Annotated in this window: 15 protein-coding genes; 6 read left to right on the top strand and 9 right to left on the bottom strand. The window is 42.6% G+C overall.

All coding sequences use genetic code 11. The features are described from left to right. The first annotated feature begins 132 nt into the window (after nucleotides 1-132). On the top strand, nucleotides 133-1,545 hold the full coding sequence (locus JIG37_RS22885) for a family 43 glycosylhydrolase (protein WP_199530095.1): 1,413 nt from the start codon (nucleotides 133-135) through the stop codon (nucleotides 1,543-1,545). 32 nt (nucleotides 1,546-1,577) lie between these two features. Here the strand turns inward: JIG37_RS22885 and JIG37_RS19085 are convergent, their stop codons facing one another. Both JIG37_RS19085 and JIG37_RS19080 read right to left on the bottom strand, forming a co-directional pair. Then, nucleotides 1,578-2,327 carry an RIO1 family regulatory kinase/ATPase gene (locus tag JIG37_RS19085; protein ID WP_054554316.1) on the bottom strand — a complete coding sequence of 250 codons (750 nt, stop codon included), beginning with the start codon at nucleotides 2,325-2,327 and terminating at the stop codon, nucleotides 1,578-1,580. A gap of 86 nt (nucleotides 2,328-2,413) precedes the next feature. Next, nucleotides 2,414-2,878 carry a MarR family transcriptional regulator gene (locus JIG37_RS19080; RefSeq protein ID WP_054554315.1) on the bottom strand — a complete coding sequence of 155 codons (465 nt, stop codon included), beginning with the start codon at nucleotides 2,876-2,878 and terminating at the stop codon, nucleotides 2,414-2,416. 127 nt (nucleotides 2,879-3,005) lie between these two features. On the opposite strand from JIG37_RS19080, the gene JIG37_RS19075 reads away from it, so the two are divergent. Genes JIG37_RS19075 through JIG37_RS19065 form a run of 3 tightly spaced genes read left to right on the top strand, consistent with a single transcriptional unit; the run spans nucleotide 3,006 to nucleotide 5,360 of the window. Then, nucleotides 3,006-4,157, top strand: coding sequence for a hypothetical protein (locus JIG37_RS19075; protein WP_199530094.1), 1,152 nt, complete (start codon nucleotides 3,006-3,008; stop codon nucleotides 4,155-4,157). A gap of 48 nt (nucleotides 4,158-4,205) precedes the next feature. Beyond that, on the top strand, nucleotides 4,206-5,096 hold the full coding sequence (locus JIG37_RS19070) for a dienelactone hydrolase family protein (RefSeq protein ID WP_199530093.1): 891 nt from the start codon (nucleotides 4,206-4,208) through the stop codon (nucleotides 5,094-5,096). A 48-nt stretch (nucleotides 5,097-5,144) separates the two neighbouring features. Continuing rightward, nucleotides 5,145-5,360, top strand: a complete 216-nt coding sequence (locus JIG37_RS19065) for a hypothetical protein (protein ID WP_054554312.1) — start codon at nucleotides 5,145-5,147, stop codon at nucleotides 5,358-5,360. A 75-nt stretch (nucleotides 5,361-5,435) separates the two neighbouring features. Here JIG37_RS19065 and JIG37_RS19060 read toward each other — a convergent pair whose 3' ends face one another. The 7 genes from JIG37_RS19060 to JIG37_RS19030 form a co-directional block, all read right to left on the bottom strand. Beyond that, nucleotides 5,436-6,143, bottom strand: coding sequence for a TorF family putative porin (locus tag JIG37_RS19060; protein ID WP_199530092.1), 708 nt, complete (start codon nucleotides 6,141-6,143; stop codon nucleotides 5,436-5,438). Between the two features lie 11 nt (nucleotides 6,144-6,154). Beyond that, nucleotides 6,155-7,372 carry a choline transporter gene (locus JIG37_RS19055; RefSeq protein ID WP_054554310.1) on the bottom strand — a complete coding sequence of 406 codons (1,218 nt, stop codon included), beginning with the start codon at nucleotides 7,370-7,372 and terminating at the stop codon, nucleotides 6,155-6,157. 129 nt (nucleotides 7,373-7,501) lie between these two features. Further along, nucleotides 7,502-9,172, bottom strand: coding sequence for a choline dehydrogenase (gene betA, locus JIG37_RS19050; protein ID WP_138619403.1), 1,671 nt, complete (start codon nucleotides 9,170-9,172; stop codon nucleotides 7,502-7,504). Next, complete coding sequence (gene betB, locus JIG37_RS19045) at nucleotides 9,172-10,635, bottom strand: betaine-aldehyde dehydrogenase (protein ID WP_166341810.1); 1,464 nt, start codon at nucleotides 10,633-10,635, stop codon at nucleotides 9,172-9,174. The genes betA and betB overlap by 1 nt, the downstream gene beginning before the upstream one ends. A 1-nt stretch (nucleotide 10,636) precedes the next feature. Further along, a complete protein-coding gene (gene betI, locus JIG37_RS19040) occupies nucleotides 10,637-11,227 on the bottom strand; it encodes a transcriptional regulator BetI (RefSeq protein ID WP_054554307.1) in 591 nt (196 codons plus the stop codon). Nucleotides 11,228-11,520: 293 nt separating this feature from the next. Next, the gene (locus tag JIG37_RS19035) at nucleotides 11,521-11,988 is read right to left on the bottom strand and encodes a nuclear transport factor 2 family protein (RefSeq protein WP_199530091.1); all 468 of its coding nucleotides are present in this window, start codon (nucleotides 11,986-11,988) and stop codon (nucleotides 11,521-11,523) included. A gap of 88 nt (nucleotides 11,989-12,076) precedes the next feature. Then, nucleotides 12,077-13,258: an MFS transporter gene (locus JIG37_RS19030; RefSeq protein WP_054554305.1), complete on the bottom strand. Its 1,182-nt coding sequence runs from the start codon at nucleotides 13,256-13,258 to the stop codon at nucleotides 12,077-12,079. 110 nt (nucleotides 13,259-13,368) lie between these two features. On the opposite strand from JIG37_RS19030, the gene JIG37_RS19025 reads away from it, so the two are divergent. Next, nucleotides 13,369-14,256 (top strand): LysR substrate-binding domain-containing protein, encoded by an 888-nt coding sequence (locus tag JIG37_RS19025; protein WP_199530090.1) that lies wholly within the window; start codon nucleotides 13,369-13,371, stop codon nucleotides 14,254-14,256. A 100-nt stretch (nucleotides 14,257-14,356) separates the two neighbouring features. Continuing rightward, entirely contained in the window at nucleotides 14,357-15,448 is a 1,092-nt protein-coding gene (locus tag JIG37_RS19020) for an alkene reductase (protein WP_199530089.1), read from the top strand. The last annotated feature ends 3 nt before the right edge of the window (nucleotides 15,449-15,451 follow it).

Here is a 15,451-nt window from a genome sequence, read left to right as displayed (position 1 = left end):
GGTAATAATATAATAAAGTATTATAAATAGTTTTCATTTGCACCATTACTCTTAATTAATTGGTGTTGATCAAAACTCATCCAAGGAGCAGAACACACAAGGAAAGCTCAATAACAATGATTTGGAGACACAATGATACTTTCAAAAAAAGCCCTAGCTGCACTCAGCTTGGCAACAACACTCATACTGCCCAATGCTTATGCGATTGATAATGGCGTATACACCATTAAATCAAAGTACAGTGCTAAATTTGTTGAAGTAGCCAGCGCGCAAACCAACGATGGTGCGAATGTTAGTCAGTGGGCTGACACTAATCACGACACCCAGCGCTGGTTAATCACTAACATAGGTGGCAGCAACTATTCGGTTATTAACTTAAACAGTGGTAAAGCCCTCGAAGTGTTTGACTTCTCGACTGCTGATGGCGGTAATGTGGTGCAATATGAGTATGCTGATGTTGCCAGCCAACACTGGCAAATTAATGATGAAGGTAGCGGCTATTACAGCTTCATTAACGATCACAGTGGTAAGGCACTCGACCTTTATGCTTTTGATGGCAACGATGGCGCAAATATTAGCCAGTGGAGCTACAACGGCAGCGATGCACAGCAGTGGCAGCTAACCAAGCTTGCTAATGTTGAATCAACCCCTTGGGATCCATCCACAACCAATGGCGCAGCAGATCACTGGCCACTTACTGGTAATTTAGTCACCCACGATCCTACCCTTGGCTATGAAAATGGCACTTGGTGGGTTTTTCAAACAGGCCCTGGTATCTACGGTAAATATTCAAGTAACGGTGTAGATTGGAATGATGCGCAACCGATTTTCTCAAATGGTTTAAGCTGGTGGAGCAACTATGTGCCAGATCATGATGGAATTGATGTCTGGGCGCCTGAATTAAAAAGCTACAATGGTCGTAGCTGGCTTTATTATTCGATTTCGACCTTTGGTTCACGTGTTAGCGCTATTGGCCTTACATCAGCAAGCAGTGTAGCAGCCGGTGATTGGCGTGATGATGGTTTAGTCATTAACACGACCAATAGCAATAATTATAACGCCATTGACCCTGATCTTGTGGTGGCAAAAGATGGTGCACCTTGGCTTGCCTTTGGTTCATGGAATTCGGGTATTAAACTAACGCGTATTAACCCAATGACCATGAAACCATTTGGTCAAATCTACTCTTTAGCAAGTCGCTCTGGTGGCATCGAAGCGCCTACCATAGTGTATCGCCAAGGCTATTACTATTTGTTTGTTTCAGTTGGCAAATGCTGTGATGGCACGAATAGTACTTACCGTATTGCATATGGTCGCTCTAGTGACATTCGCGGCCCATACCTAGATAAAAATGGCACCGACATGCTAGCTAGCGGCGGTAGCATTCTAGATGCGGGTAACAGCCAATGGGTAGGTCCAGGGGGACAAGACATTTTAAATACCGATGTGATTGTTCGTCATGCCTATGATGCAGGTGACAATGGCACCCCTAAATTGCTCATCAGCACCCTGAATTGGGATGCAAACGGTTGGCCTAAATACTAGTTCTCCCCACTAAGCGCGTGCAAGCGCGCTTTTTACAATCTATCTAATATACTGCGAACAAATTCAGAATTAAGAATCTGAGTAACTGCTCCGCTACACCACAAATAGGCACGTTGAATCGGATAACCTTTAAAAATCCAACGCTTACGCACATGATTAAAGTCATGCAAATAATCCGCCTTTGCTTGCGGTAACGAGTCTTTGGCTAACTTCTGCCACGCCTTATAAACCCCACTCATATCGGCACCACGCATAAAACGCTGTAACCAGCGCGGAAAGCGTGCAAAGCGAATCGCTGACTGAAAATCAATAATATAAGGCTTGCCATCTTTTGAACAAATCACATTTCCCAAATTACGTAAATCCAGATGCACCACCCCGCGGCGATGCATTTTTGCTACCAAACGCTCAAACTCTTTAAAGAAATCACCCGGTAAATGCTGCTGTTGCAAGGCAAGCTGGCGAAGTGGCGTGCCTTCAATAAAATCATAAGCGATGGCAATTGATGACAAACGACAAAAGTTATCGACCACTCCGTCTACGTCTTGCAGGCGTGCCAGCCCCTTGTACTCTTGATTGATAAATAGCGGCGCGATGGTTTTTCTCACCCACCACGGGCTGTGCTGAAAGTCTTTAATAATTAGATCAAATTGCGCGTCTTTATAACGATAAACAATGGCATTGGCAAAGCGGCCTGTGTGAACAACCGACAAACCTTCTGGGCTAAATTGATGAGCTGGAAATTGAGCGTGAAGCTGCGCAAGCAAAGATGATTCAAACATAACAACCCGGACTTGTTAAAATTAAATGCCTAGGCAACTATATTATCAAAATGCATCTACAGCGACAATGTACCGCTTAGAGAAATTTATGCTTTTAAATTATGAATTGCTCTAAATAGTAAGCTTGCGAGTTGCTTTTGCTCATCATCAGAGAAGCCTGTGAGTGCTTTGCGATAGATATCATTTACAGTGGGTAAAATTTCCGGGTAGAGCTGTTGGCCTTTTTCTGTGAGGCATAAAAGAGTTGAACGGCGATCTTCAACTGACTGCTTCTTAGCAACTAAGCCCTTGTCTTCTAAACGAGAAAGTAATCGACTCATGGCACCACGGTCATACACCATGTGCTCACAAAGCTCAGCCAAGGTATTTACTTTACCGCGTGCAAGTAGCACAACCACGATGTACTGAGCCGAGGTTAGCTCTTTATCCTCTAACGCATTATCAAGATGAGTCACCAGATTTGAACGTAAATAAGAGACTAAGCGACCTAAGTCTTGCACGGGATCTAAATCTTCAATACAGCACTGGCCAATTGATGCAGGTTCTTTCATATTTCCTCTAAAGCGATGAATAGCAATTCATAGACAGTTAATCGGCAAAATAATTCAATCCTATTAGATTGCTTCAACGGCTATGAATAGTGTAGCGTGAAGAAACGTACTAACTGTCGGGGGCGTTATGCTAACTAAACAACATATTATCAAGTATTTATCTCTTACAATACTGCTACTTCTTTGTTGGCTAGAGCATTATAACCATTTCATTATGCGCTTTATCGACAGCGCCCTTGTACAATCAACCCTAGTGTATGCTTCATCTCGTACAGTTAATGCTGCTATATCGCTATTGCAATCAGCCGAAGTGGGCATTGGTATTGCCAGTATTCAACCTGCACAACTACTCGACCCAGTAAATGACCTAGCTGAATACATGTCGGATGCTATGCGCCTTGCAATAGGCTCGTTATTTTTACAGCGCATTTTATACACCATTTCTTCTGGGGTTATTTTTAGTGGTGTTTTTACTGTTTCGGTCGTCGCTTACTTTATCTGTGAATGGCGTAACTATTTACCTAACTTACGTCATAAGATTATGGCAAGCCTGATTTTAATTCGCTTTTTAGTGCCTGCGGTGGTGCTGACAACAGGCCTCGTCAGCCAGATATTCTTAGATGAGCAAATTAACCAGCAAAGTGAGCTGGTGAGCGAGAAAGTCGAGACAGTGAATAGCAGTGCAAATAATACCTCGGCCTTATCTGCCAAGCTAAAGGCCGAGGTCGATAGTGAAAAACAAACCATCTTCGACAAGCTCTCTATATTAAATGAGCAGCAGATTAAGAACCACCAGCAAGCGACAGAACTCAAAGTTAAGCTAACAGAGGTCGATACCCAAATAGAAGCGATTCAAGCAACTCGCAGCTTGTCTGAGCGACTGACCTTTACTGAGCTTGAACAAGCCAAGCCATTACTTGATAAAAAGCAGCAATTAACAGCGCAGTTTAATGCGGTACTAAACCAGCAAAGACAGCTGAACCTAGACAAAGACGCCTTAAACGAACAACTAGAAAACTTAAATGCATCACTTAACCAAGACCAATCATCGCAAGTGAGCAAAATTATCGATACCGTCACCTCTGGCATTAGCAACATGGTGGCAGCCGTCGAAGACTTATTCATCGACTTTTTGAATATCTTGTCTCTACTAATTTTAAAGCTGTTATTAATGCCGCTAATATTTTTATACCTATTTAACAAAGCCTTTAAGGCTATTTGGCAGCGCCGCTTTATGGATATGGTAATACAAACAAAGCAACTGGCTGTTAATCGCTGATATTTCAGCTAAAGTTATAAACCTAACTCGTTTTTAAAGGATATAAGTATGACTGAGCAACGCCACAATCACATTCCCCAAGAAGCTTTCGATTGGTACGATGAATACGCCCATGGCTTGATGGACCGCCGTACCTTTATGAAAAAGCTAGGTGGCTTAGTCGCCCTTGGTTATTCAATGGCAATGCTAAGTAGCGCTTTACTGCCAAACTACGCATTAGCTGAGCAAGTGTCCTTTAATGACCCTGATATCAAAGCCAGCTATAAAACCTTTGACTCGTTTAAAGGTCACGGCGAAGGTAAAGGTTATTTAGTCGAACCTGCTAATTTAACGGGTAAGCACCCATTAGTGTTAGTGATCCACGAAAACAGAGGCTTAAACCCTTATATTAAAGATGTTGCTCGTCGCCTTGCCAAAGCTGGATTTATTGCCTTTGCGCCAGATGCATTACACCCTCTTGGTGGCTACCCTGGCAATGACGATGAAGGTCGCGCCATGCAGCGCTCTATGGATAAAGAAAAAATCCAACAAGACTTTATTGCCGCAGCTGAATACATAAAAAGACACCCAAATAGTAATGGCAAACTCGGTGCGGTAGGCTTTTGCTTTGGTGGTTATATGGTTAACTACCTAGCAGCCGTTGATAGCAAACTAATCAATGCGGGCGTGCCCTATTACGGCACTCCAGCCGTTAAAGAACTCAGACAAAATATCAAAGCCCCGCTACTTGTACACTTAGCTGAATTTGATAAACGCGTTAATGCAACGTGGCCAGAATACGAGAGCGACTTAAAAGCACATCAAGTGCCTTACACTATGCATATGCATGAACAGGCAAATCATGGTTTTCATAACGACTCTACCTCTCGTTATGATGAAAAACAGGCGGAGCTGTCGTGGCAGCGCACATTGGCGTTTTTCAATGAGCAATTGATTTAAACAGAGCAATTTCATACACTCTCGAAAAAATTTTAGGCTAGAAAAGAGATGGAATCGCAAGTCAGTTATCGCTTTGACTCACAGCAAACCGCCAATCGGTTTTTAAACAAGCTTAAGCATTGGTCAGTGGCTAAGGTCACTGCGAGTCTTTGCCAAGGTGGTTATGGCGTGAAAATACGTTACGAAGTCGATAATAGTGGCTTTGATTACACCCTTGCAGAGCTTGATGATTTAGCGATGCAACACGAAGGCGAAGAGATTTAATACCCATATTCTAAGCATAAAAAAACGGCTAACAAAGGTTAGCCGTTTTATTAAAGCCGTACTATAAAACGCTACTTATAAATCAAAGCTACGTGAAATAGACGCGACAATACGCTCGTCTGCGGTATCCCAGTCTAGGCTGGTATTTTCGCCAGCAAGCTCAAAATCAAAACCTGCAAAGCTTGTTTGATAGGCTAAACGATAATGGTTGTATGACTTGTCATTACCATCCCAAGCAAACTTATTGCCATCTAATGAGTTAGATACATCAAAACTGGCACGAATTGCATGATTTGGGGCAATTTCAAAGGTATGCGCAAGCATAGAAATTACATGTCCAGCATCGGTACCGAAATAATCCCAAGCGTACCAAAAGTTAAGTTCTGTGAAACCCAGACTATTGGTGTAACCAAACTTTGCATAAGTCTCAAAATAATTACCGTCGCTTGAGTAATCTTCACCATGGTAAGAGTAATAAGCAATACCATAATCAACACTAAGGGCATCGTTTATCTCAACATAATTACCAAAATAAGCATCCCACTCAATGTCAGTACCTTCACCAAAATCTACATTTGAAGCCCAAGTACCTACATACATGCCTGAATCGGCAAAGGCGTAATCTAAACTACCTTGAATTGCAGGATCATTCTGAGTCTGGCTTACACCATTGAAGGTGTAATCTGATGTCAATGTAACCGTAGTCGATAAGTCAGCCATGGCTGATGTCGATAGTAATGCCAATGGCAACGCTGCTGCTAATACTGTTTGTCTTGTTGTCATGTTGGTTTCCCCTAGCTAACTGTTTCTATTTTTGTGTAATCTAATTTATTGTCTTTTGGTGAGCCTTCGATATTTTTCACTGTTTTTAACTTGCTGTAGCCAATAAACGCAGCACAGCCGAAAAATAATGCAATAACGAGCGCACCAACCCATTGGATCTGTAAAAAGTCGAACTTAAACAGCAGGGTTAACAATGAAAGCGCCACCACATTTAAGGCAATATAATTAAATTTACCTAAACGTTTCACCGTTAAGTTTAGGTTATCTGTGTATAAACGGATCAAAGAATCAAGTGAGTTGATCACAAACACCACACCAACAAACACCATAGCGATGTTTTTCAGGCCTGCTGTTGCAATACCCGCTTCATGGTATTGATACAAAACACTAAACCAGATAGCGATTGGAATAGACGGGAAAATCAACATAGCTGCCAGCACTTGGTAAGTTTTTAAACCACCCACAAAGCGCGAAGTAAATTGACCAATCATAATGCTCCAAGCAAACCACCAAAACAGGTAGAAGGCATGGTAATCATTTAGTGGTAATACAAACTCATTAATGTTGCCAAAGTAGCTGCCAATTAACGCAAGATTATCAACAAATGCTGATGTTTGTGCATCAGAACCCACAAAGGCACCGAACCACATAAATGCGATTAAAGCGATAAACAACCAAGTAGTAGAAATACTTAAAAAGCGTACATACTTAATGTCTGTGCTCGAATACACAGCAAAACAAATCGCTGCAAACACCATTAAGTAGAATGTCGGAATAATTGACTCACCATCACCAAGCGACGGCAAATACCAAGGTAAATTCGACAGCAGTAAAAATGCAGTAAATGCGCATGTACCAATAATAACGATGTTATTTATTAGTTTTACCCAAGCAATTTCAAAAAATTTTACTTTGGGTTCTATTACACAGAAATAAAAGCACGTAAGGAAATAAAATCCCCAGATCAAGAAGCCCCAAAAACCAAACTCGATGGCTAATGGATTGGCAAACGCATACTCTGGGCTTGCTTTTATGTCTGCATAACCTGCAAACTCTGTCAGTGGAAACATAATCAAGCCAACATCTAGGCCCGATGTAAATAAAATTGCAATGAACGTAAACGTTCTAACCGGTGTGACGCCAACACACCTTACCGTACCCCATTTAAATAAAATAACCGCAATTGCTAACAGGGTAAAAATGATGCCAGCACTAAGCCAAAAGGTCATAGTTACCCCCCCAAAATAAGTAATAATACTTCATTGTTTCTCCAGTTTTATTCCTCGCATTAACGCATCACAAACAACTCGTGATGCGCGCCACTGCAAGCCCCACAGCCGAAACTGCGGGTGGCCTTATTAGATCTCCGAACTACGCTGCGTTGATTGCCATTGTTTTTCCATAGCAACATCTGCAGTTGATGCCGATAACACAGGCTTACCTAAGATGTGGTCCGCCGCTTTTTCTGCCACCATAATGGTTGGCGCATTTAAATTACCGTTTGGAACGGTTGGGAAAATAGATGAATCTACAACCCGTAAACCTTCGATACCGTGCACTTGAGTTTGCGAGTTAACCACGGCCATCTCGTCTTCACCCATCTTGCACGAACATGACGGATGGTAAGCACTCTCAACCGCTTGACGAACAAACGCATCTATTTCTTCATCGCTTTGAACATCTTTACCGGGTTGAATTTCACCATCGCGATACTCATCAAACGCACTTTGCTCAATAATCTCGCGAGTTAGACGTACACAAGCTCTAAAGCCTTCAATGTCATCTTGATGCTGTAAGTAGTTAAATTGGATCTTTGGCGCAACCTGAGGATCCGCCGACTTAATCGTTACTGCACCACGGCTTTTTGGTTTGTTATGCCCAACATGAACTTGGAAGCCATGACCATCAAAGGCACTTTTACCGTCATAACGAATGGCAGCTGGTAAAAAGTGATACTGAATATCTGGCCATTCAACACCCGGTTTTGAGCGAATAAATGCACATGATTCAAAATGGTTCGTCGCCCCTAAACCTGAGCGATTTAATAACCAACGAGCACCAATTAGCCCTTTTGAAACAAGGCCTAATTTTCCGTTTAAGGTAATTGGTTGCTTACACTTATATTGGAAGTAAAACTCCAAGTGATCTTGTAAGTTTTGGCCAACACCTGGTAAGTGGTGTTTAACCTCAACACCCGCTTCGCTCAGGATATCTTTATCACCAATACCTGATAATTGCAGAATATGCGGTGAACCAATTGGGCCCGCACTTAAAATAACGTCTTTTGCTGCAAATGCCTGCTGCTTAGAGCCAGACACTGAAAACTCAACACCAACGGCTTTTTTGCCTTCGAGCAATACTTTTTCAGCTAAAGCACCGGTGATTAGCGTTAGGTTTTTACGTGACTTAACTGGGTCTAAATACTCACGGCTAGCAGAGCTTCTTACGCCGTCTTTTACCGTCATATGCATTGGCCCAAAACCTTCTTGCTGGGCTGCATTGTAGTCATCAGTTTGCGCATAACCTGCTTGTTGGCCCGCTTTGATAAAGGCTTTATAAAGCGGGTTAGCCATTTCATTACCGTTATTAACCCCTAATGGGCCGTTATCGCCACGGTAACTGTTACCACCTAAGTAGAATGATTCAGCACGTTTAAAGTACGGTAAGCATGCTTGGTAATCCCAACCATTAGCGCCGTGTTGCTGCCACTCATCAAAATCTTTGGCATGGCCACGTACATACACCATGCCGTTAATAGATGATGAGCCACCTAACACCTTACCTCGCGGGCAGTGCATCTGGCGGTTATCTAAATATGGCTCTGGCTCGGTATGAAATTGCCATGCATATTTGTCAGTATTCATTGGGATTGATAGCGCGGTAGGCATCTTTATAAAAATGCTTTTATCACTACCACCCGTTTCAAGTAATAACACCTTATTAGAAGGGTCTGCTGATAGTCGGTTTGCCAACACGCAGCCTGCTGAGCCAGCACCGACTATGATGTAATCATAGTTCTGTGTACTCATTAAAATGGACTCTCTATATTGCTCATACCCACATAAATCGATTTAGTTTGGGTATAATGATCTAAGGTTTCGATACCGTTTTCACGGCCGATACCTGATTGCTTATAACCACCTACTGGCATTTCAGCAGGTGAATTTCCATAGCTGTTTATCCAACAAATACCGGCTTGTAATTGGTGGATCACGCGGTGTGCGCGCTGAATATCTTTAGTGAACACGCCTGCAGCTAAGCCTAGGTGGGTATCGTTTGCACGCTGAATAACGTCATCTTCATCATCAAACACCAACACACTCATTACCGGGCCAAAGATCTCTTCTTTAACTATGGTCATGTCGTCTTTACAGTCGACAAAAACGGTCGGTTCCACAAAGTAACCGTTTGGTGCAGATGCAGGTGACAGAGCCTTGCCACCGGTTAGCAAGGTTGCGCCTTCTTGAATACCTTTATCGATATAGCCAAGTACAAGCTCTTGATGTTTTTTAGAGATAAGCGCCCCTAAATTCACCTCCGGATCCATTGGGTCGCCAGCGATAATATTTTGCTCTGTGCGTGTTTTCAGCTCATCAATAAACTGCTGATAAACATTTTTATGCACATAAATGCGCGTACAGTTAGTGCAAATTTCGCCTTGCGTATAAAAATTACCTAACATTGCCGCACTAACAGCTTGTGATACATCGGCATCATCAAATACTAATAACGGTGACTTACCACCAAGCTCCATGGTCACATCTTTAAGTGAACCAGCAGCGCTTGCCATTACTTTTTTGCCTGTGCCTACTTCACCAGTGAAAGACACTTTTTCAATATTTGGGTTTGCTGTTAACCATTGCCCTACTTCAGCAGCGCCTTGCACAACGTTGAATACGCCAGCAGGTACACCCGCTTCGATGAAAATCTCTGCAAGTTTAATTGCACCAAGAGGTGTTTCTTCAGAAGGTTTGAAAATAACCGAATTACCCGCAGCCAGTGCTGGGCCTGATTTCCAACACGCAATTTGCAGTGGATAGTTCCATGCACCAATACCGGCACAAATACCTAAAGGCTCTTTACGTGTGTAGTAAAAGTCATTGCCAACCATTTGTTGCTGACCCACTTGCGCAGGAGCAAGACCAGCAAAATATTCGATAACATCGGCGCCTGTTTCAACATCGACACACTCGGCTTCTTGCCAAGGCTTCCCCGTATCAAGTACTTCTACTTTTGCCAGTTCATCGTTACGTTCGCGTAAGATTGCCACGGCTTTTAATAAAATACGGCTACGCTCAATTGGCGTCATTGCAGACCATGCTGCAAACCCTTGTTTTGCGCTTTCGATTGCCGCGTTTTGAATAAACTCATCAGCGATTTCAACGTGATAAATCACTTCATCCGTTGCAGGGTTCTTAACCGCAAAGGTATCGCCAGTTTGATTCTTTAAAAAATGGCCATTAATAAAATTTTCGTAAACAGGTGTGGTCATTTTAGGCTCCATACTGTTTTATCAGTGAACGAATGTAGTCTTTAGCTAATTGCTCACAATGTTCGAATTGATCTTGGTCTGACTTACTTAATACAGCTCTTAGCCATAAACCATCGATCATGGCTGCACTTAACTCAGCGGCTAAGTTGGCATCACTATCGCTCATTAACTGTTTGAATGAGCTTAATAAGTTACTAAATAAACGTTTACTATTTACGTTTTGTAAGCGATGCAACTGGGCGTCGTGCATTGAATGCGCCCAAAAGCTCAACCAAGTTTTGGTGTTATTGCTTTGCTGCTGAATGCGCGAAAAGTTTGCTTCAACGATAAACATTAATCGTTGCTCAGGGCTGGTCTGCGGCGTTACTTGGTTCATCAGAGCTTGCTTTAAGCTGGTCAATAAATAACGCACAGTGGCTTCAATTAAGCCCTGCTTACCACCAAAATAATGACTGATAATGCCAGACGATAAGCCCGCCTTTTTACTAATGCTATTTATGGTGGTGCCTTGCAAACCAAGCTCTGCAACCGACTCTATTGTGGCGTCAATTAACTGCTGACGACGAACAGGTTCCATTCCAACTTTCGGCATAATTTTTTATTGATTGAACGTTCAATTAAAATAAAGGTTAAGGTAATGAGCATGGCAATTCAAGGTTGACAAATTGTAAACAACCGCAAAGCTACACTCGTAAGTTAAGCTAACCCACTGTTCTTACGTTTATTATCCGAAATATAAAAAAGTTTTAAATTTATTCAAAATAAAGCCTAAAAAGTATGAATTTAGGCTGAAATACGGAAAAAAGAGAAAATTTATTGCAGGCGTATTTTTAATAAAAAAGCGCTTATAAAAGCGCTCATATTAGGCTAAAAGTTAAGCGAGGCTCATTCGTGGTATTTACGAATAACCGCTATCTTGCCATCTTCGATTTCGAGCACATCCATAATGGTTTGCGTGTATTCAATTTCTTGCTGGTTTTGCGGGTGTATACCTTTAGCATGATGGGTATAACGCAAGGCAATGGCAGAATCATTAAAAATAAAGGTATCGAGTAAGTTTGCTTGGTATTCAGTGTGTGCCCCAAGATAAAAAGTCATGCCTTTACGCATCATCGCTTTGCCATCTGGCTCTCTTGAATCATCTGTTTGATAAGGTAAATGTTGATTTGCTACATCATCAGTTAATAAAGCTAAAAAAGCTTCTAGCTCTTTGTTGGTAGCATTAGGTGCTTGTGTTGCAACCATGGTATTAAAGTACTGCTGTGCTAATACTGTGAGCTCTGGGTTAGCTTGCTTTGCTTGGCTAGTAAATGTGCTTAACAGGCAAATAGCTAGAAAATAAAGGTGCTTCATCGTTATTCCTTGTGGTTTTAGTTATTGACTAATAATCAAACTACGCACCTAAAATAACGACAAAGCCCCGAACTATCAATATATTAGTTTAAGCTGTTTGTGGCCTTGGGGTCTCGCGTTTATCTAAATAACCGCTGTATCGTGTTGCAATTAACGCCGCTAGACTAATGATAGCACCAATCCAAGCAGTGTCTTGCAATGAGTAGTTTTCAACGACAACACCACCTAACACTGAGCCCAGCGCAATACCGATATTAAACGCTGCAATGTTTAACCCTGAGGCAACATCGACAGCATTCGGTGTGAACTTTTCGGCAAGTTTAACCACATAGACTTGCAGCCCAGGCACATTACCAAACGCAAATGCCCCCCATACAAGTATGGTCAGTACCGCAGCGACTTTAGATTGCATGGTAAAGGTCAGCACTAACAGCACAATACTCAAAGCACTAAAGATAATGGTCAGCGCACTAATCGGGCCTTTTTTATCAGCTAACTTACCGCCGTAGATATTGCCAACAGCAACCGATACCCCATATACCAGCATAATTAAGCTAATGGTGGCTGATGCAAATCCAGTTTGCTGCTCTAAAATTGGCGCTAAATAGGTAAAGGCAGTAAATGTGCCGCCATAACCAAGTATGGTCATCAAGTACACCAGTAAAAGCCTAGGTTGCACCATTACTTTTAGCTGCTCACTCAAAGTAGCTGGTTTACTTTGCTTTAAGTTGCTCGGAATTAAAAACGCGCTACCAATCAGTGCAATTAAACCCAGTAAAGACACCACTAAAAAGGTCGCTCGCCAACCAAAGTGCTGACCAATCCACGTTCCTAATGGCACACCGGTTACTAATGCAACCGTTAAACCGGTAAACATAATCGCAATGGCACTAGCTTCTTTATCTTTACTGACAAGCCCAGTAGCGATGGTTGAACCAATTGAGAAAAACACCCCATGGGCAAGGCCTGTTAGAATCCTTGCGGTGATCAAGCTACCATAACTAGGTGCTTGCCAAGCCAGTAAATTACCGATTACAAATAGGCTCATTAAGCTAAGTAATACATGTTTTCGATTCCAGCGTCCGGTAAGCGCAGTTAATACTGGCGCCCCCACCGCAACCCCTAATGCGTACAAGCTAACAAGTAGCCCGGCACTCGGTAACGAAACCGCTAAATCATCAGCGATGGTTGGCACTAAGCCGACAATCACAAACTCAGTGGTGCCTATGGCAAACGCACTGAGAGTTAATGCAAGTAATGCTATTGGCATCACATATCCTCTATTTAATTTTGAAAGTGCAGCTATTGTGGCTAAAATTAAATTTGCAAAAAATAGCAGTAGTGACAAAATACTTTTGTCAAAAATGAAAAGGTAAAACCATGAGCGTGATCTCCAACACCCAAGATTTAGAAGCATTTATTAGCGTGGTTGATACCGGCGGCTTCTCAAGTGCAGCCAATGCCTTAGATGAGCAAGTAGCAAAAATATCACGGGCGGTAACTCGGCTTGAAAAATCATTAAACGTTACCTTATTCAACCGCACCACAAGACGTATTGAGCTGACCGAAGAAGGCGAATTATTTTTAGGCTATGCTAGAGAAGCACTGAGTCAGCTTGCACAAGGCGAAGAGGCCTTAAAGCTTCTGCACTGCGCCCCTTCAGGAAAATTAAGAGTCGATGCCGCAAGTCCTTTTGTGTTTCACCAATTAGCACCACATTTAAAAGCCTTTAACCAAGCTTATCCTGACATAAAACTTGAGATCACCAGCCACGACAACATTATCGATTTGCTTGAGCATAAAACCGATATTGCTATTCGTATTGGCGAACTTGCTGACTCAAACTTGCATGCGCGCACTTTGGGAGTTAGTAAGTTACAGCTCGTTGCCAGCCCTGATTATTTAAAAGCGGCACCGCCATTAAATGAGCTAACCGATTTAGCCTCGCACCAGCTTATTGGTTTTACCGATGCGCCGCATTTAAATCACTGGCCGCTGACCACGCCTTTAGATCTTAAATTTTCAATCAGTGCATCAAGTGGTGAAACTGTGCGCCAGCTTTGTATTCAAGGTCATGGCATTTCCTTGTTGTCGGAATTTATGATCAACGAAGATTTAAAAGCAGGCCGTTTAGTTAAAGTGCTCGAAGGCGAAGTACTGAGCCCTAATCGTCGCGAAAAAGTGCATGCGGTGTATTATCAAAACAGCGGTGTATCATCACGAGTATTAGCGTTTTTAGACTTTATAGCACCCAGGTTAACGCTGTAGTTTTTTTGCACTTTTAACAAAAGTGTTTTGTGATTACCGGCATTAATTTCATAAATAATTTTCGTTATGCTGAAAGCATATTCGCTTTCAAGGAGCCGTAATGAACAAATTATTCGATACTATACAACTTGCCGGTCATACTTTAAAAAACCGTATTGTCATGCCACCGATGACTCGCTCTCGCTCATCACAACCGGGTGATATCGCCAATGAATTAATGGCCGACTACTATGCACAACGTGCCAGTGCTGGCTTAATTATTAGCGAAGGTACACAAATATCAGCCCTAGGTAAGGGTTATGCTTGGACACCGGGTATTTACACTGCCGAGCAAATTGCCGGTTGGAAAAAAGTAACCGACAAAGTTCATCAAGCTGGTGGCATTATGTTCGCTCAGCTTTGGCATGTTGGCCGCGTATCTCACCCAAGTAATACAGGTGGCGAGCAACCAATTGCGCCATCTGCGATTGCAGCTAAAGACGTAAAAGTTTTTATTGATGAAGATGACAAACCCGACTTTGTTGCCACTGCACAGCCACGCGCAATGAGCCATGACGACATCAAACAGGTTATAAACGAATATCGCCAAGCTGCCCGTAATGCAGTTGATGCAGGGTTTGATGGTATTGAACTTCACGCTGCCAATGGTTACTTAATTAATCAATTTATTGATTCAGAGTCGAACCAACGCACTGATGAATACGGCGGCAGTTTAGAAAACCGCTTACGCTTTTTACAACAAGTGACACAAGCGGTATGTGATGAAATTGGCGCTGAGCGAGTTGGCGTACGCCTTGCTCCACTCACAACCCTCAATGGGACGGTCGATGATAACCCGTTTGAAACCTATATTGGCGCAGCAAAAGTACTCAATGACCTTAACGTTGCTTACCTGCACATTGCCGAAGCTGATTGGGATGATGCACCTTTAATGGAGCAAAGTTTTAAGCAAGCGCTACGTGAAAACTATGCTGGATTAATGATTTATGCGGGCAAATACACTGGCGATAAAGCAGAGCAAGCATTAGCCGCAGGCTGGGCTGATTTAATTGGTTTTGGTCGCCCGTTTGTTGCCAACCCAGATCTGCCAGCGCGCATTGAACAAGGCATTGAACTGGCTCAGCATGATCCAGATACCCTATTTGGAGGCGGTGCTAAAGGCTACACTGACTACCCTTTAGCAACGCAGTAACGC

Origin of the sequence: Pseudoalteromonas sp. bablab_jr010 (genome assembly GCF_016464105.1) — a bacterium.
Lineage (GTDB): Bacteria > Pseudomonadota > Gammaproteobacteria > Enterobacterales > Alteromonadaceae > Pseudoalteromonas > Pseudoalteromonas simplex.
The sequence above is the reverse complement of the archived record's forward strand: the minus strand, read 5'-3'. Positions and strand labels throughout refer to the sequence as shown.